This window comes from Actinomadura rupiterrae (genome assembly GCF_024172125.1).
Lineage (GTDB): Bacteria > Actinomycetota > Actinomycetes > Streptosporangiales > Streptosporangiaceae > Spirillospora > Spirillospora rupiterrae.
The window spans coordinates 73335-88917 of the sequence record NZ_JAMZEA010000013.1 but is presented as its reverse complement, the minus strand read 5'-3'; the positions used below and the strand labels follow the sequence as shown (position 1 = coordinate 88917).

17 protein-coding genes are annotated in these 15583 nt (G+C 70.7%); 7 read left to right on the top strand and 10 right to left on the bottom strand.

All coding sequences use genetic code 11. The features are described 5' to 3' along the window. Positions 1–55 precede the first annotated feature (55 nt). Positions 56–580, top strand: coding sequence for a hypothetical protein (locus tag FHU30_RS37030; protein WP_253882224.1), 525 nt, complete (start codon positions 56–58; stop codon positions 578–580). A 147-nt stretch (positions 581–727) separates the two neighbouring features. Here the strand turns inward: FHU30_RS37030 and FHU30_RS37025 are convergent, their stop codons facing one another. From FHU30_RS37025 to FHU30_RS37015, 3 genes are all read right to left on the bottom strand, one after another. Then, a complete protein-coding gene (locus FHU30_RS37025; protein WP_253882223.1) occupies positions 728–1522 on the bottom strand; it encodes an SCO6745 family protein in 795 nt (264 codons plus the stop codon). 161 nt (positions 1523–1683) lie between these two features. Next, positions 1684–2478, bottom strand: coding sequence for an SDR family NAD(P)-dependent oxidoreductase (locus tag FHU30_RS37020; protein WP_253882222.1), 795 nt, complete (start codon positions 2476–2478; stop codon positions 1684–1686). An 88-nt stretch (positions 2479–2566) separates the two neighbouring features. Next, on the bottom strand, positions 2567–3193 hold the full coding sequence (locus FHU30_RS37015; RefSeq protein ID WP_253882221.1) for a TetR/AcrR family transcriptional regulator: 627 nt from the start codon (positions 3191–3193) through the stop codon (positions 2567–2569). A gap of 123 nt (positions 3194–3316) precedes the next feature. Here FHU30_RS37015 and FHU30_RS37010 point away from each other — a divergent pair, with 123 nt between their 5' ends. Continuing rightward, positions 3317–3913 (top strand): NADPH-dependent FMN reductase, encoded by a 597-nt coding sequence (locus FHU30_RS37010; protein ID WP_253882220.1) that lies wholly within the window; start codon positions 3317–3319, stop codon positions 3911–3913. Further along, on the top strand, positions 3910–5049 hold the full coding sequence (locus tag FHU30_RS37005) for a serine hydrolase domain-containing protein (protein WP_253882219.1): 1140 nt from the start codon (positions 3910–3912) through the stop codon (positions 5047–5049). Before FHU30_RS37010 ends, FHU30_RS37005 begins: the two co-directional genes overlap by 4 nt. 188 nt (positions 5050–5237) lie before the next feature. Here FHU30_RS37005 and FHU30_RS37000 read toward each other — a convergent pair whose 3' ends face one another. Further along, positions 5238–6191 (bottom strand): aldo/keto reductase, encoded by a 954-nt coding sequence (locus tag FHU30_RS37000; protein ID WP_253882218.1) that lies wholly within the window; start codon positions 6189–6191, stop codon positions 5238–5240. A 146-nt stretch (positions 6192–6337) separates the two neighbouring features. Here FHU30_RS37000 and FHU30_RS36995 point away from each other — a divergent pair, with 146 nt between their 5' ends. Next, complete coding sequence (locus FHU30_RS36995) at positions 6338–7228, top strand: helix-turn-helix transcriptional regulator (RefSeq protein ID WP_253882217.1); 891 nt, start codon at positions 6338–6340, stop codon at positions 7226–7228. 109 nt (positions 7229–7337) lie between these two features. Next, positions 7338–8318, top strand: coding sequence for a zinc-binding dehydrogenase (locus FHU30_RS36990; RefSeq protein WP_253882216.1), 981 nt, complete (start codon positions 7338–7340; stop codon positions 8316–8318). An 82-nt stretch (positions 8319–8400) separates the two neighbouring features. On the opposite strand, the gene FHU30_RS36985 is transcribed toward FHU30_RS36990, so the two are convergent. Then, positions 8401–9576, bottom strand: coding sequence for an epoxide hydrolase family protein (locus tag FHU30_RS36985; protein ID WP_253882215.1), 1176 nt, complete (start codon positions 9574–9576; stop codon positions 8401–8403). A gap of 456 nt (positions 9577–10032) precedes the next feature. Between FHU30_RS36985 and FHU30_RS36980 the strand changes: the two genes are divergently transcribed. Further along, positions 10033–10971, top strand: a complete 939-nt coding sequence (locus FHU30_RS36980) for a family 43 glycosylhydrolase (protein ID WP_253882214.1) — start codon at positions 10033–10035, stop codon at positions 10969–10971. 15 nt (positions 10972–10986) lie between these two features. Here FHU30_RS36980 and FHU30_RS36975 read toward each other — a convergent pair whose 3' ends face one another. The 3 genes from FHU30_RS36975 to FHU30_RS36965 form a co-directional block, all read right to left on the bottom strand. Further along, positions 10987–11664, bottom strand: a complete 678-nt coding sequence (locus tag FHU30_RS36975; protein WP_253882213.1) for a DUF3159 domain-containing protein — start codon at positions 11662–11664, stop codon at positions 10987–10989. Positions 11665–11698: 34 nt separating this feature from the next. Beyond that, on the bottom strand, positions 11699–12226 hold the full coding sequence (locus tag FHU30_RS36970) for a hypothetical protein (RefSeq protein WP_253882212.1): 528 nt from the start codon (positions 12224–12226) through the stop codon (positions 11699–11701). Positions 12227–12295: 69 nt separating this feature from the next. Next, positions 12296–12964, bottom strand: a complete 669-nt coding sequence (locus tag FHU30_RS36965) for a DJ-1/PfpI family protein (protein ID WP_253882211.1) — start codon at positions 12962–12964, stop codon at positions 12296–12298. 185 nt (positions 12965–13149) lie between these two features. On the opposite strand from FHU30_RS36965, the gene FHU30_RS36960 reads away from it, so the two are divergent. Continuing rightward, on the top strand, positions 13150–14097 hold the full coding sequence (locus FHU30_RS36960) for a GlxA family transcriptional regulator (protein WP_253882210.1): 948 nt from the start codon (positions 13150–13152) through the stop codon (positions 14095–14097). Between the two features lie 96 nt (positions 14098–14193). On the opposite strand, the gene FHU30_RS36955 is transcribed toward FHU30_RS36960, so the two are convergent. Then, complete coding sequence (locus tag FHU30_RS36955) at positions 14194–14691, bottom strand: DinB family protein (RefSeq protein WP_253882209.1); 498 nt, start codon at positions 14689–14691, stop codon at positions 14194–14196. A 48-nt stretch (positions 14692–14739) separates the two neighbouring features. Further along, entirely contained in the window at positions 14740–15561 is an 822-nt protein-coding gene (locus tag FHU30_RS36950; RefSeq protein WP_253882208.1) for a PucR family transcriptional regulator, read from the bottom strand. Positions 15562–15583: the final 22 nt, after the last annotated feature.

The window sequence follows — 15583 nt, the reverse complement described above, 5'->3', positions numbered from 1 at the left end:
ATACGGTCCGTTGAAGAGGGGCAGCGGATTCCCCTGCGGCAGGGGGAGGGCGCGAATGGTGTTGGTGAGCCCCGAGGCGAGGCGCGTGCTTGGGGACGGGGCTGTGGCGAAGCTGTGCGCCTCGGACGTGTATGGGCGGGCGGTGATCGAGGCCGGGTGGGTGCTGGATGACGGAGCGGCGCTGCTGGTCGCCTACCGGAGGTCCTACTTCGGAAGGCGACCAGCCGAGGCGGTGGATTGGGAGCTGGCCGTCAACGGGCGAGGCATTCCCGATGGCGACATCACCGCCTGCGGGGATGAGCGGATACGGCTGTTGATGCGGCGTGGGATGGCGTTCGCCTGGGAGGCGCTTCACGCGCTCGGCACGTCGGCTCCCGGACATCCGATGATCGCGCGTGTCTCGGCCAGCGAGGTGTTGTCAGAGCCCGGCGCGTTCACTGGATACGTCTCCTTCTTCTCGGCCGAGTTCGCCGATGCCATGGGGGTGGGGCGTGGGGGCGAGGGCGACGGGGTGCTGGTCTACCTGACCAGCGAAGAGTGCACGCAACCTCTGCCGGAGGACGCGGCGCGCATCCGATGACCGGAACGAGGGTGGCCGTCCCCGCAAGGGACTTGTGAGGAGCGGTGCCGTATGCGGTCGGGGTCGGGCACGGGCCGCCTCCTGATCTGGCGTCCTACGTCCTACTCGCCTCAGTGTTGTCGGTCAGCGCTGTGATGCTGGGCTCGTTCAGTCGTCGGTGGTTTGGAGGGCGGTGGCGATGGGGGTTAGGGCGGTGATGAGGGCGTCGAGTTCGTGCGGGGTGAGGGTGTTGTAGGCGGGGGCGGCTTGTTGGTCGGTGAGGTCCTCGATGCGCTGCCTGGTGGCGCGGCCGGTGGCGGTGAACTGGCCGGCGGCGTTCACCAGGCCGCGGTCGCGTAGGCCGTTGATGACGGCGGCCAGCTTCGCCTTGGGCAGGTGGTGGATGCGGCCGAACTCTTCGGGCTTCATGCCGAGGGTCAGAGCGACCAGGACGTGGGCTTCGGTGCCGCTGATGCCGTGGGCGAGCAGGACGGCGTTGTGGCCGTCCCCGCGGTGTTCGCGCAGCAGCGTCGCTGCGTGCCAGAGCTTGGCGACCGGTTCCTGCGGGATGTCCAGCGCCCGCAGTCCGGCGTACAGGGGACGGCCTTCGGTCGGGGCGCTGATCGCCGCTCGGGTGGTCAGGTCGGCGATGCGTCCCAGGTCGGGGGAGTCGGCGAGGACGCCGATCCGCTGCCGGAGGGCGGCGGCGCTGCCCCGCTCGCGGACGGCGATCGCCTCCTCCGGGGTGATCTTGCCCCAGACCCAGGGGATGTGGCGCGCCACCTCGCCGTCGGCGAAGTTGTAGAAGACCGCGTGGACGACTTCGGCCGGGGCCAGGCCCAGCGGGGCGGCGCGGCCGGCGAAGTAGCCGTCCCAGTAGTTGCGCATGCCGAGGGCCAGGAACTCCTCGTTCGGCACCTCGGAGAAGGTGACGGCGCCGATCGGCTCGATGAGCTCGGACATGCGGTGGATCTTGGCCAGCGGGTGCGGCATCGGTCGGTGTCCCCTCGGGTCGCGACCGCCTCCTGGTGGCGGCCTCTCACCATGGCTACGAAGGGCCCGTCCCGGATCCGACAATGTCTGCTCGATTTTTTTTCGGCGCAGCGAGCGGGGCCAGCGACGGCTCACGGCAGGATCGCGTCGACGTAGCCTCCGTCGACGCGCACCGCGCCGCCTGTGGTGGCCGAGGCGTGCTCCGAGCTGAGGTAGACGACCATGTTGGCGATCTCCTCCGGCTCGATCAGGCGCTTGAGCAGCGAGTTGGGACGGTGCTCGGCCATGAAGCGCCGCTGCGCCTCGTCCCAGGGCAGGTCGTCGCCGACCAGCTCGCCGACGAACTTCTCCACGCCGGCGGTGTGAGTCGGTCCCGCGAGGACGGTGTTGACGGTCACGCCCGTCCCGGCGGCGGCCTTGGCGTAGCCGCGCGAGACCGCCAGCAGCGCCGTTTTCGACATGCCGTAATGCACCATCTCCTCCGGGGTGACCACCGCGGAGTCGCTGGCGATGAACTGCACCCGTCCCCAGCCCCGCTCGGTCATGCCCGGCAGGTAGAGGCGAGCGAGCCGCACCCCCGACAGGACGTTGACCTCGAAATAGCGGCGCCATTCGTCATCGTCGATGTCCAGCACGGGCCGGGCCTCGAAGATGCCGAGGTTGTTGACGAGGATGTCGAGGTCGGGCACCTGCTCACGCATGGTTTCGGCGCCGTCGGCGGTGGCCACGTCGGCCGCCACGCCCTGCAGCTTGGCTCCGGGCACTTGTGAACGCAGGGTGTCGAGCGCGCTGTCGACGCTCGCCTTGGAGCGTCCGTTGACGACGGTGGACGCCCCGGCCCGCGCCAGCCCCGCGGCGATCGCCAGGCCGATGCCCTTGGTGGAGCCGGTCACCAGCGCCGTCCGCCCCGTGAGATCGATGTCCATGCCGGTGATCATGCCCAGCCCGGCCAGCGCCGAAATCACCAAGCCGCGGACGCGGTCGGGGTGGGGACGGGGCGGCGGCTGCGAGGGGTCATGGTTTGCGGTAGTAGGTCAGGAACATGTCGACGCCGCTGGTGATGAGGGCGTCGGTGAAGGCGGGGTCGAGTCGGTCGCCGTAGGCGCTGTGGACGATGTGGGGGTAGAGGACCAGGGCGTAGAACTGGACGAGGGCCAGGTCCATGTCGGGGATGGCCAGGTCCTCGCGGGCGCTCAGGGCGGCGGCGAGGGGTTCGGCGAAGCGTTCGGGGCCCTGCTCGCGCCAGGCGCGGCCGAGGTCGGGGAAGCGGCGGGCTTCGGCGGCGATGAGTCCGCGCAGGGCGAGGATCTCGGGTTGGGCCATGCCGCCGACCCATTGGCGGGCGGTGGCGATCAGGACGTCCCGCAGGTCGTCGCCGGTGCGCAGGCGCTCGGACATGGCCTGCATGGTCTCGCCGAGGGCCTGTTCGAGGGCGTCGGTGACGACCTCGGTGAACAGTTCCTCCTTGCCGGCGAAGTGGTTGTAGACGGTGACCTTGGAGACGCCCGCTTCGGCGGCGATGTGGTCCATGCCGGCGCCGAAGCCCTGCTCAAGGAACTGCTGGCGGGCCGCGCGCAGGATGGCGGCCCGCTTGCGCGCGGCGCGTTCTCCCGACGGGACGTGCCTGCTGGTTGTCGTCATGCCCCGCAGTCTAGCTGTACTGAACTGTTGAGTTCATATGAACTGTCCTGTACAGTTCAGTTCGCCGCGCGGCATCCACTTCGGGCCTCAGTCGGCCTTCCCGTGAATGAAAAGAGACTGCACATGACGAGCGAGCTGACGATCCTCGGGATCTCGGGGAGCCTTCGTACCGACTCCTACAACTCCGCCCTGCTGCGGGCTGCCCGCGACCTCGCACCGGCCGGGGTCGCCCTGGACATCTACGCCGGACTGCGCGATATCCCCCCGTACGACATGGATCTGGACACCCCGGACCGCCGACCTGCCGCCGTCCAGGACCTGCGCGACCGGATCAACGCGGCCGACGGCCTCCTGATCATCACGCCGGAGTTCAACTACTCCATTCCCGGCGTCCTGAAGAACGCCCTCGACTGGGCCAGCACCGACTGGACCGAGACCGAGGGGCTTCCGCTGCTGCGCAAGCCCGTCGCCATCGCCGGCGCGGCGCCGACCAACTTCGGATCGGTGCGCGCCCAGCTCGCCCTGCGCCAGGTGTTCGTGTGGACCGACTCCGACGTGGTGACCAAGCCCGAAGTGATCGCCTTCCGCGTCCATGAACGCCTCGGCCAGGACGGCCGGCTCATCGACGAGGGCACCGCCGTCCTGCTGCGCAACCTGCTGGACGCCCTGACCGCCAAGGCCGCCGCCAAGGCCGCGACCAAGGTGGGAGCAGCCCGATGACCACCGACATCGTGCAGGGAACGGTCGCCGCAGGGTTCGAGGACGTCCGGACGGCCCTGGAGCAGGTGGCCGCCGACGAGCCGGGCCTGGGCGCCCAGCTGGCCGTCCGGCACCGGGGACGGCCGGTCGTGGACCTGTGGACCGGACCAGGCCTCACCGGCGACTCCCTGCTGGCGACGTTCTCCTCCGGCAAGGGCGCCGCGCACCTGGTCGTCGCGCTGCTGGTGCAGGACGGGACGCTGGAGCTGGACCGGACCGTCGCCGACTACTGGCCCGAGTTCGCCGCCGCGGGCAAAAGCCGCATCACCCTGCGGGACCTGCTGGCCCACCGGGCCGGGCTGATCGGCGTCCCCGGCGGGTTCAGCACCGCCGAACTGGCCGACGACCGGCTGATCGCCAAGCGCCTCGCCGAGCAGGCGCCCCACTGGCCGCTGGGCAACACCTACGGCTACCACGCCTTCGTCATCGGAGCGCTGACCGGCGAGGTCGTCCGCCGAACCACCGGCCGCTCGATCCAGGAGCTGTACGAGGAGCGGCTGCGCGTCCCCTACCAGCTGGACTTCTACCTCGGCCTGCCCGAAGACCAGGAGCCCCGCTACCTCCCGACGCAGCCGCTGCCACCAGACAAGCAGGCCCTGCTCGCCCGCCCCGAGCCGGAAAGCCTGACGGCCCTCGCCTTCAACCTCAACGCCACCCCGCCGACCGATCTGGTCGCCTTCGCCAACCAACGCACCGTGCGGGCGCTGGGGCCCACCTCGTCCGGAAGTGTCGGCAACGCCCGCGGGCTCGCCAAGCTGTACGCCGCGACCATCGGCGAGATCGACGCACGTCCGCCCCTGCTGGAGGCGGCGACGCTGGCCGAATTCACAAAGCTACACACCCCCGGCGTGGACGTCGTGACCGGCGAAAAGGACCACTTCCTGCTCGGCTTCGAGGCGCTGGGACTCCGCTACCCGGGCCTCGGCGCGGACGCCTTCGGCCACAGCGGCGCCGTCGGCGCCCAGTCCTTCGCCGACCCGGCCAGCGGCATCGCCTACAGCTACACCCGCCGCCGCTTCGCCCTCGGGGACGGGGAAGGAGGCGCCCCCGAGAACCGCCGCCTGATCGACGCCGTCATGCGCGCGGCAACCCGCTGACCCAAACCGCGCTCGTCCTCCCACCGCTCACCGGGAAGCGCGACAACGTCGGCCGCCGCGGCCAGACTCACCGTCAACCCGCGGCGGCCGCCCGGGCCGGTGGACGGCCTTGAGGGCCCGAATCTAAGGGCAGCGGCCGAGGGGGACCACGAAAACCCGGCGATACCAAAGGGCGGGTCGGCGGCGCGTCACATTTCTTGCTCCCACCAACCGCGGGTGTTGACGCCTGCGGTGTCGGCAAGCGCCTCCAGTTCAGTGATCTCCTCCTCGGCCAGGGCGATGCCGCGAGCCCGGATCAGTCCGTCGATGTAATCGGCCCGCGTCACACCGACGATCGGGGTGGTTCCCTTGGCGATGGCCCATGCGATGGCGATCTCGGCGGCGGAGGCGCCGCGGTCCTTGCCGAGGGCCTGCATCCGGTCGGTCAGCGCCTGCAGCTGGGGCAGGATGCCGTTGTACACCGCCGCGCGGTTGCTGCCCTCCGGCAATGGACGGGCCGGACTGTACCGGCCGGTCAGCGCGCCTTGCTCTAGGACCATGTAAGCGAAGAATCGCACCTCGTGCTCGCGGCAGTACTCCAGCAGACCCGCGCGTTCGGAGCCGCGGTACAGCAGGCTGTAGTGGTTCTGGATTGCCTCCACACGGAACCCGGCCTCCCCGAGGATCTGATCGGCGAGCGCGACCTGCTCCCGGTTGTGGTTCGAGACCCCGACATGCCTGACCCTGCCGTCCTCCAGCAGCGGGATCAGCGAGGGCGTCCATCGCGCCACGTCGGCGGGATTGTGGATCCAGAACAGATCCACGTAATCGGTCCTCAGCCGCTCCAGGCTCTGCTCCAGCATGTCGGCGACCGGATCGTCCCCCTCGCCCGCGGCCTGCGGGGTGAACTTCGTCGACAGCTGGTACTCGCTCCGGTCATAGCCCGCCAGCGCCTCGGCCAGGACGCTCTCCGAACGGCCCATCCCGTACACCACGGCGGTGTCCCACAGGGTGAATCCGTTCGCCTGCGCCTTCTCCACCACGTCCCGCAGACCGGATGCGCTCAGCCGGCTGCCGAAGTAGCCGTCGCCCGCCTCGCCGCTGTCTCCCCAGGCCCAGGTGCCCAACGCCACCGGCGGCACTGTCAACGCCTTGCTGCTCATGTCGTGTCTCCATCACTTGATCTCGCGCCCGGATTGGACGCTTGCCCCCAGCAGACCGCGAGCGCCGCCCCCGCGGAAGGCCGCGCCTATCGGGGGGACAACCTCAACCCCCTTCTACCCCGTGACCAGCGCATACCATGAAGGACATGGACCAACCGCCCGGAAACCGCGGCGACATCCGGGATTTCCTCGCCAGCCGACGCGCCAAGATCACCCCGGCGCAGGCCGGGCTGCCGACCAGCGCCCGGCGCCGCGTCCCGGGGCTGCGGCGCGAGGAGGTCGCTGTCCTGGCCGGGGTCAGCACCGAGTGGTACACGCGGCTGGAGAAGGGCCACATCGGCGGCGTGTCCGACGACGTCCTCGACGCGGTCGCCCGGGCCCTGCGCCTGGACGAGAACGAGCGCACCTACCTGTTCGACCTGGCCCGGTCCTCACGGCACACCGGCCGCACACCGTCGCGCCGCCGGGACGTCGAGATCCCGCCCCGAGTCCAGTGGCTGATCGACTCCATGACGCTGTCGTCGGCGTTCGTCCGCAACGGCCGCACCGACATCGTCGCCGCAAACCCCCTGGCCCGAGCCCTGTTCGCGCCGCTGTACGACAGCGCCACGCTGGACAAGCGCGGCCGCCCCAACCTGGCCCGCTACATCTTCCTCGACCCCGGCGCCCCGGACTTCTTCATCGACTGGGACGCCGCCGGCGCCGCCACCGCCGCCCTGCTACGCGCCGAGGTCGCACGCGAGCCCGGTGACCGGGCCCTGCGCGGTCTCGTCGGCGAACTGTCCACCCTCAGCCCCGAGTTCCGCGAGCACTGGGCCGTGCACGACGTCCTGATCCGCCACGACGGCGCCAAGCGGCTCCAGCACCCCGACGTCGGCCACCTGGACCTGACCTTCCAGTCCCTCGACCTCCCCCTGCCGGGCCGCGCCGTCCACGACCTGATCACCTACACCGCCGAGCCCGGCACACCCTCCGAGGACCGCCTCAAACTCCTCGCCAGCTGGGCGGCCACACCGTCTCAGCCCGGCCCGCGCTGATCCTCCGGACCGCAAGGACGGATTGTGCGCCACGCGACACCGCCGACCGTTTGACCTCAAGCAGGATTGAGGTTCCAGACTGCTTCCAAGGACGACATGGGGAGTGGACATGAAGGTCATAGAGGCAGCGAAGTTCGGTGGGCCCGACGTGCTGGTGCCGCGGGACGAGCCGGAGCCGACCGCGGGCCCCGGTGAGGTCGTCATGCGCGTCGCGGCGGTGGACACGCTGTTCGTCGACACCCGGATCCGGTCGGGCTGGGGCCGCGAGATCTTCGGGATCACCGCGCCCTACATTCCGGGCGGCGGCATCTCGGGCGAGGTGGTCGAGGTCGGCGACGGCGTGCCGCAGGACTTGATCGGCAGCCGGGTGCTCGCCTACACCTCCGATCCCGGCCCCAGCGGCGGCTACGCCGAGCAGCTGGTGGTCGCGGGGGACGCGCTCATCCCGGTGCCGGACGAGGTCGGCCTCGACCAGGCGGCCTCGCTCATCCACGACGGCGTGACCGGCATGCGCCTGATGGAGACCGCGGCCATCAAGCCCGGCGAACGCGTCCTGGTCGTCGGCGCCACCGGCGGCATGGGCATCCTGCTCGTCCAACTCGCCCACGCGGCTGGCGCGCAGGTCATCGCCGCCGCCCGGGGAGCCGAGAAACTCGCCCTCGCCCGGGATCTGGGCGCCGACATCACGGTCGACTACTCCGAACCGGGCTGGGCCGACCGCGTGCTGGAGGCGACCGGCGGCCACGGGGCGGACGTGGTCTTCGACGGCGTCGGCGCCGAGATCGGACGCGCCGCCTTCGACGCGACCGCGCCCGGCGGACGCTTCTCCGCGCACGGCGCGACCATCGGCGGATTCACCGAGCTCGACCCCCAAGAGCTCCAACGCCGCCGCGTGACCCTGCGCGGCATCGCCGACGTGCAGCTCGACCTGGACGAACGCCGCCGACTGGCCACCGCCGCCCTCGCCGAGGTCGCCGCCGGCCGCCTGAAGCCCGTCATCGGCAAGACCTACCCCCTGACCGACGCCCCCGCCGCCCACAGCGCCATCGAGAACCGCACCGTAATAGGAAAAATCCTCATCCTCCCCTAAGTGCCTGGGTGCTTGGGGAAGCAGGCCGCAGAACGAGGGGTCGTGCTGGCCCAACGAAGCCAGAGTCCGGCACCGGCTGTGTTCACCGGTTGGCGGCCAGCACGGCTGCGAGGCCTTCTTGTAGATCCTTGGCGAAGTACTCGGGAAGCTCCAGCGACGGGAAGTGGCCGCCGCTTTCGGGCAGCGTCCATCGGACGATTTGCCGGAAGCGCTCCTGTGCCCAGGCGCGCGGGATCCGGTTCTCCATGTCACGGGGGTACATGGTGATTGCTGACGGGACGTCGACCCGGAGTTCGGGGTCCAGCGAGTTGTGGCTTTCGTAGTAGAGGCGGGCCGCCGATGCGCCGGTCCGCGTCAGCCAGTAGAGGGTGACGTCGTCAAGAATGCGGTCTCTGGAAATCGTCTCGAACGGGCTGTCCTCGGTATCCGACCACTCGGCGAACTTGTCGAGGATCCAGGCGAGAAGCCCGACCGGTGAATCGACGAGCGAGTAGCCGATGGTCTGCGGCCGGGTCGCCTGCTGCTTGGCGTACGCCGCATGGTGGAGCCAGAAATCGCGGGTTTCCTCGGTCCACTGGCGCTCGACCTCCGTCAGCCCGTCGGTCGTCAGCCCGGGCGGCGGCTCCGCGAACGTCGTGTGGACGCCGAGAACATGCGCCGGGAACCTGCCGCCGAGAATCGTGGTGATGCCACCTCCGAAGTCGCCGCCGTGGGCTAGGAAATTGCTGTAGCCGAGCCGTCCCATCAACTCCACCCATGCGGCCGCGATCTTCTCGATGCCCCACCCGGTGGTGGTCGGCTTGTCGCTGTAACCAAAGCCCGGCAGCGACGGGACCACGACGTGGAACGCCTGCGCGTCCGCATCTTTCGGATCTGCCAGCTCGTCCACCACATCGATGAACTCGGCGATGCTCCCCGGCCAGCCGTGCGTCATGATCAGAGGAGTGGCATCCGCGCGCGGGGATCGGCGGTGCAGGAAGTGGATTCCCAGGCCATCAATTGTCGTGCGGAACTGGCCGATCCGGTCGAGGCGCTTTTCGAATGCCCGCCAGTCGTACTCGGTGCGCCAATAGTCGACGAGGTCGACGAGGTCGGCAAGCGGAACGCCCTGGTCCCATCGACGAGGGTCGGGCGCAGGGCGGTACACCGTCTCGGCCTCCGGCAACCGCGCCGCGGCCAAGCGTGCGCGCAGATCGTCGAGCTCAGCGTCAGATACGCGGGCTTCGAACGCTTGCACGTCGCTGGACGGGCGGGGCATAGAACCTCCAGGCTCGGTTCGGCGTCCACAACTGATCGCTGTGGCTTCAACCGCCCAGCGTATGAGTGAGCCTGGAGCAACCCCACTGGCGGGGTAAGCCACGGTCCTCTCAGTGGGTGGGCCGTCGAGCGGATCGCGACCACGACCGCGATGAGCCCAGCCATCGTGCTCGCCCACATGCACCGAAGGCCAGGCATCGAAGAGTCGAGGCCGCCATGGGTATTGGGGGTACCGCTGTGGGGGTTGAGCCCTTATGTTCTTTGCCGGGTTGGTGGTTGGGGCCTGCCCTTGGTGTCGTTGCGTCGGTGGACGCCGGCTTGCGAATGGAGTTCATCGATGGGACGGGTTCGAGGGCTTGGGGCCGTGGTCGTTGCGGGGGTTGCCGCCAGCGGTGTTGCGGGGGCGGGGGTGACTGGTGCTGCGGACGCGGCGACGCGGTGGCCCGTTGATGCGCCGGTGGCCACCGGGATCGCTGACCCCGGCACCATCCACACAGCGGGCGGCTGGGTCACGCTGAGCACGATGGACTGGGATCAGCCTGGACGGATCCGCACCGCCAAGAAACTCACCGGACCGTGGGCCAAGGTCGACCGCAAGCTGCTGACGCGCAAGGCCGCCTGGATGGGCGGCACCAAGAGTGTTTGGGCGCCGTCGATCGTGCAGGCGACCGACGGGTCCTACCGGGTGTACTTCGCCGGTGCGCTGCCCGGCTCGTCCAACCGGTGCATCGGTGTGGCGCGCGGTACCGATGCCCGCGGGCCGTTCACCCCGTATGACCGTGCGCTGGCCTGCTACGCCGGGGCCGGTGCCCGCGCTTATGACACGGTCGCCAAGGAAGGCAGCGGGCAGTCGCTCATCGACCCGACGCCCGCCCGGGTCGGCGGCCAGCTCGTCCTGACCTACAAGACGGGGTATCGCGGGGGCGCGGGCAAGCCGTGGCACACCACCACGCGGATGGTCCGGCTCAACCCGGCCCATCCCGAGCGGACCCTGGCCAACCCCGTCCACAAGAACGGGGACGGCGTCAAGCTCACCGACTCGGTGGACAAGTACATCGAGGAGAACCCGGTGCTGGTCGAGCACGCCGGGAAGTACACGCTGTTCAACTCGTTCGGCTGGTACGGCACGTGCGACTACTGGACCCGCTACCGGCAGAACACCGCTTTGTGGACGGGCTGGACGTCCAAGGCGCCGATCCGGCTGGCGTTCCCGCGCTCGATGAACACCTGCGGCACCGGCAACGCCGACATCGTCCACGGCCTGCCCGAGGGCTCGTGGCGGATCCTGTTCAACGGCCACCCCGACCGCAACACCGCCGGCGGCCCGGACGGGCTCTACGTCGGCGTCCTCGGATGGACCGGCGGACGCCCCGCCGTGACGAGCCTCCTCCACTAGACGCCCCGGGCGGATTCAGGAGGTCGGGGCGTCGCGGTAGCGGGTCACGGCCAGGCGGGACAGGACGACCGAGCCTGCCGTGACACCGGCCCACATCGGCGCCATGAGGACGTGCAGCACGCCGAGCCCGGCGATCGCGTCGAGCCGGTACAGGACGACCTGGGCGGCCAGGCTCGCCAGACTCACCAGCGAGATCGCCAGGGTCGTCCGCCGGTAGAAGCGGTGCAGCCGCCGGTGGGTGCGCCAGTCCCGCGGGCCGCCCACGATGCGGTTGGCGACCAGCCCGGCCAGGGGACGGCCGGCCAGCACCGACAGCAGGCACGCCGTCGCCGCGGCCGCGGGCAGCAGCATGGGCAGCAGGAAGAAGGTGCGCGCCTGCCCGGTGCCCGCCGCCACGGCGGCGCAGACGACGGCGAGGAGCGTCCCAATGGTCGCGTGAGCGAGGTGGCTTCGACTGCGCAGCCGCCACGCGAGGACGAGGACTGCGCTGACCGCGGTCGCGATCAGCGCGGATCGCAGTCCGCCGACGGCGGCGGCCAAGACGAACACGAGGGTCGGAGCGGCCGTGGTCACCAGGGAGGAGGCGTGGCCGCCTGGTCGGAAGGCCGCCCGCGCCGCCTCGCGCAGCGACATGCTGTAGCGAGGTCGCTGGGACGCGGTGCCGGGACGGTCGTTGTCAGGCATGGTCGTCATGGGGGCCTTCGCGGTGAGGGTCGCGGAGATGGGGTCACGCTCCCGTGGTGGAGCCAGGGCGGACGATCATCAAGATGGTGACCGCGGCCCACAGCAGATTGAAGAGGCCGGTCAGCATGGCCAGCCGCCGAACCTGGCCTGAATCGAGCCGCGCCACCGCCGCCGCGCCGGAGGCATCGCGCCGCGCCGCCGCGGACACGCCGTCGGCGCCGGAGGCGCCGCTGGTCAGGGCAGCGATGGCGGACTCCTGCGCTGGAAGGACCAGCAGTGCGAGCACGAGCGCGGCGACGCCCGTCAACGCGATCGAGACCATCAGCCAAGGGCTGCGAAAGATGTGCATGCTGCTCGCGGTCGCGAACCCGAGGACCGGGACGGCCAGGCCGACGACCGCGTAGACGCGGCAGATGCGGTGCAGCAACCGGACGGCGGCCAGCGCCTCGGGACGCTCGGCTCCCGCTGCGGCCTTGCGGGCCGCCGCGGGGAACATGCTGCCCGCCACCGTGATCGGGCCCACGGCGATGACCGCCGCCAGGACGTGCAGGATGAGGAAGATCTTGCTCATTGCCGGAAACGCGCTTTCGTCGCGGGAACGGGAACGGGAACGGGAACGGGAACGGGAACGGAGGACAGGTCAGGCGTGCACCGGTGCGGGCCCGTGCTCGCGCCAGACGACGCCGCGGCGCTCGTGGGCGAACAGCTCCTCCACGGCGAGCGCGACCTTGGGTCCCACTTCCCGCTCCAGGAGGTAGAGGCCCAGGTCCAGGCCGGAGGTGACGCCGCCGGCGGTGACCAGGTCGCCGTCGTCCACCACGCGGGCCCGGACGACGTTCACGCCGCCGGCGCCGAGCACGTCCAGGCCCTGGTGATGGGTGACGGCGTTGCGGCCGACGATGAGCCCGGCCATCGACAGCACCAGCGAGCCGCCGCAGACCGTCGCCACGGTGGTGCCGGACGTTGCCAGGGCCTTGGCCAGCAGCCCAGGCAGCCCGGTGGTCAGGGACCGGGCGAGGATGGCGGGGATGGTGGCCTCCCGCTCCTCCTCGGTGAGGTCGCCGCCTTGGTGAGCCATGCGTCCGGCAGCGCCCGGGACGACGATCAGGTCCGCGCGATCCGGGGCCAGGCCGGCGGTGGCCGTCAAGGACACCGCAGGGATACCGCTGCGGACCACGCCCGGGCCGTCGGCGGCGACCAGCACGACGCTCACCAGGTCGGTGAACTGCTCCGCTGCGCTGAAGACCTCGAACGGGCCGATGACATCCAGCGGGTCGAAGCCATCGAAAAGGACGAACTGGGCGAGCATCGGTGCCTCACATCTGTTGTTCCGTCGGTGCCGTACCGACGTTAGGAGGCGTGGCGGCCACGGACCATTGGCTGGATCGCCACTTTCCAACGGATTCTCGCCAACACTCTGACCTGCCAGATCACACCCACCAGCACGACAACGCACCGATAGGCGTTGGCTGGAACCAGGCGTACGCTGCGTTCGTGCACACGGTGGCGATCCTGGCGCTCGACCAGACGGTGGTCTTCGACATGGCCATTCCGATCGAGGTGTTCGGCCGCGTCCGCCTCCCCGACGGGCGCCGCCCGTACCGGGTGCGGACGTGCGGTACGCAGCCGCAGGTCCCGACCGAGGCCTTCACCATCCACGCCCCCTGGGGACTGGACGCCCTGGCCGACGCCGACACGATCATCGTGCCGGGGTGCGCCGAGACCGCCGGGCCGCCACCGGCCCGGGCCCTGGAAGCGCTGCGCGACGCTGCTGCGCACGGCACGCGCATCGCCTCGATCTGCGGCGGCGCCTTCACCCTGGCCGCCACGGGCCTGCTGGACGGGCTGGCCGCGACCACGCACTGGACCGCCGCGCGGCGGTTTGCCGCGATGTTCCCCAAGGTCGAGGTCCGGCCCGATGTGCTGTACGTCGACAACGGGCAGCTGCTGACCTCGGCCGGCGCGTCCGCGGGACTGGATCTGTGCCTGCACATGGTCCGCCGCGACCTGGGCTCGGCCGTCGCCGCCGACGCCGCGCGCCTGGCCGTCGTCCCGCTGGAGCGCGAAGGCGGCCAGGCCCAGTACATCGTTCACGAGCACCACCCGGTGCCGCGCGGCTCCCTGCTGGAACCGGCGCTGGCCTGGATAGAGGACCACCTGAACCACGACCTCACCCTGGAGGACATGGCCGCCCGCTGCGGCATGAGCGCCCGGACCTTCAGCCGCCGGTTCCGCGAGCACACCGGCACGACGCCGATGCAGTGGCTGCTGCGCGCCCGGGTCAGGCGGGCGCAGTACCTCCTCGAACACACCGACCACTCGGTGGAGCGCATCGCCGACCAGGCAGGCTTCGGATCCGCGACGGCCTTCCGTGAACGCTTCAAACGCGTCGCCGGCACGACCCCGCAGGCCTACCGCGCCGCCTTCCGCAGCACCCCCTGACCCCCGCGCCCCCGCAGGACCCCCTGACCCCCGCACCCCCGCAGTACCGCCTGACCCCCGCGCCGCCTTCCGCGGCACCGCCTGGCCCCGCGCGGGCTAGGCGCGCTGGTGGTCGCCGCTCGCGCCGTCGATGAGCTCGCGCACGATGTCCATGTGGCCGACGTGCCGGGCGGTCTCCTCGATCATGTGGATGAGCACCCAGCGCAGCGTCATCCGCTCGCCGCGCTCGTTGGTGCCGAGGTCCTCCAGGCCGAACTTCTCGATGACCTCGTCCGAGGACGCGCGGGCGCGGGCGTAGAAGGCGAGGACATCGGCGGTGGTCTCGCCGGGGTCGACGCGCAGGTCGGCGTCCTCGTCATCATCGTCGAACGGGAGCTCCTCGTGCGGCTGCCCGAACGTGTCGGCGAACCACCAGTACTCGACGGCCGCCAGGTGCTTGATCAGGCCCAGGAGGTTCGTCCCGGACGGGGTCATGGGGCGCCGCAGCGCCTCGTCGTCCAGGCCCTCGACCTTCCACAGCGCCGCGTCGCGGTGCCGGTCCAAGGCGACCTGGAGGCTTTCCTTCTCACCGCCGGTGAACGGGACTTTCTTCATCCCCGGAACCTACAGCAGCCCCCCACCCCCACGAACCGGCTCGTGGGGTCAGCACAGGGTTTCGTTGGGGGTCTGGGTGCTGAGCCAGTGGGTGAGGAGCATGTGGAGTTCGAGGCGCTGCGCGGGGTCGGTGAGGCGGTCGCCGAACAGGCGCTCAAGGCTCCGCAGGCGGTAGCGGACGGTCTGCGGATGCAGGTGCAGGCGTTCGCCGATCGCGGTGGCGTTGAAGCCGTGTTCGAAGCAGGCCACCAGCGTCGTGGCCATGCCGATGCGTTGCGGCGCCCGGATCGACAGCAGGGGCTTGAGGGTCCGGGCGATGGCGTGGGCCATCAGGCGCGGATCCTGGGCGAGGACGAGCAGGGCCAGGTGGTCCTCGGCGAAGACCGGTCCGGGCTCGTCCACCTTGAGGGTGAGGGCCTGCCGGGCCCAGCGCAGCGAGTCGGCCGCCTCCACCAGCGGGACGGGCAGCCCGACCGCGGCGCTGTGCCCGGCGAACGCCGAGGTCAGGACGGCTCGGCGCGCCGGTCCGCTGGGGTCGGGGATGAGCGCGACGGTGCCGCCCCCGTGCCGTCCGACCAGGATCCCCGACGGCAGGACGACCCGGCGCGGCAGGTGGTCGAAGGCGACGGCCGCCACCTGGTCGGGGACCGGCCAGCGCGCGTCCAGGGCCCGCTCGCCGATCTCGTCCAGGGACGGGACGGGGTCCAGCAGCGCGTCGACCAGGGCCTGGTCGGGCGTCGCTCCGCGGGCCTGCTCCGGCGGCGTGGTGAGGAGGGTGTCCTGGAAGTCCGCGAGCGCCTGCGCGATCTTGGACATGGTGTCCTCAAGGGCCCGGCTGTGACGGGACTCGCGGATGTCGGTGAGGGTCATCTCGCGCCTTCCTGGCCGAGTG

What these genes read in the sequence shown, in the direction of transcription:
- FHU30_RS37005 (WP_253882219.1), top strand. Translation starts at nt 3,910, where the DNA reads ATGACCACCGACATCGTGCAGGGAACGGTCGCCGCAGGGTTCGAGGAC.
- FHU30_RS37010 (WP_253882220.1), top strand. Translation starts at nt 3,317, where the DNA reads ATGACGAGCGAGCTGACGATCCTCGGGATCTCGGGGAGCCTTCGTACC.
- FHU30_RS37020 (WP_253882222.1), bottom strand. Translation starts at nt 2,478, where the DNA reads ATGGACATCGATCTCACGGGGCGGACGGCGCTGGTGACCGGCTCCACC.
- FHU30_RS36990 (WP_253882216.1), top strand. Translation starts at nt 7,338, where the DNA reads ATGAAGGTCATAGAGGCAGCGAAGTTCGGTGGGCCCGACGTGCTGGTG.
- FHU30_RS36965 (WP_253882211.1), bottom strand. Translation starts at nt 12,964, where the DNA reads ATGCTCGCCCAGTTCGTCCTTTTCGATGGCTTCGACCCGCTGGATGTC.
- FHU30_RS37015 (WP_253882221.1), bottom strand. Translation starts at nt 3,193, where the DNA reads ATGACGACAACCAGCAGGCACGTCCCGTCGGGAGAACGCGCCGCGCGC.
- FHU30_RS36975 (WP_253882213.1), bottom strand. Translation starts at nt 11,664, where the DNA reads ATGACGACCATGCCTGACAACGACCGTCCCGGCACCGCGTCCCAGCGA.
- FHU30_RS37025 (WP_253882223.1), bottom strand. Translation starts at nt 1,522, where the DNA reads ATGTCCGAGCTCATCGAGCCGATCGGCGCCGTCACCTTCTCCGAGGTG.
- FHU30_RS36955 (WP_253882209.1), bottom strand. Translation starts at nt 14,691, where the DNA reads ATGAAGAAAGTCCCGTTCACCGGCGGTGAGAAGGAAAGCCTCCAGGTC.
- FHU30_RS37000 (WP_253882218.1), bottom strand. Translation starts at nt 6,191, where the DNA reads ATGAGCAGCAAGGCGTTGACAGTGCCGCCGGTGGCGTTGGGCACCTGG.
- FHU30_RS36995 (WP_253882217.1), top strand. Translation starts at nt 6,338, where the DNA reads ATGGACCAACCGCCCGGAAACCGCGGCGACATCCGGGATTTCCTCGCC.
- FHU30_RS36985 (WP_253882215.1), bottom strand. Translation starts at nt 9,576, where the DNA reads ATGCCCCGCCCGTCCAGCGACGTGCAAGCGTTCGAAGCCCGCGTATCT.
- FHU30_RS37030 (WP_253882224.1), top strand. Translation starts at nt 56, where the DNA reads ATGGTGTTGGTGAGCCCCGAGGCGAGGCGCGTGCTTGGGGACGGGGCT.
- FHU30_RS36970 (WP_253882212.1), bottom strand. Translation starts at nt 12,226, where the DNA reads ATGAGCAAGATCTTCCTCATCCTGCACGTCCTGGCGGCGGTCATCGCC.
- FHU30_RS36950 (WP_253882208.1), bottom strand. Translation starts at nt 15,561, where the DNA reads ATGACCCTCACCGACATCCGCGAGTCCCGTCACAGCCGGGCCCTTGAG.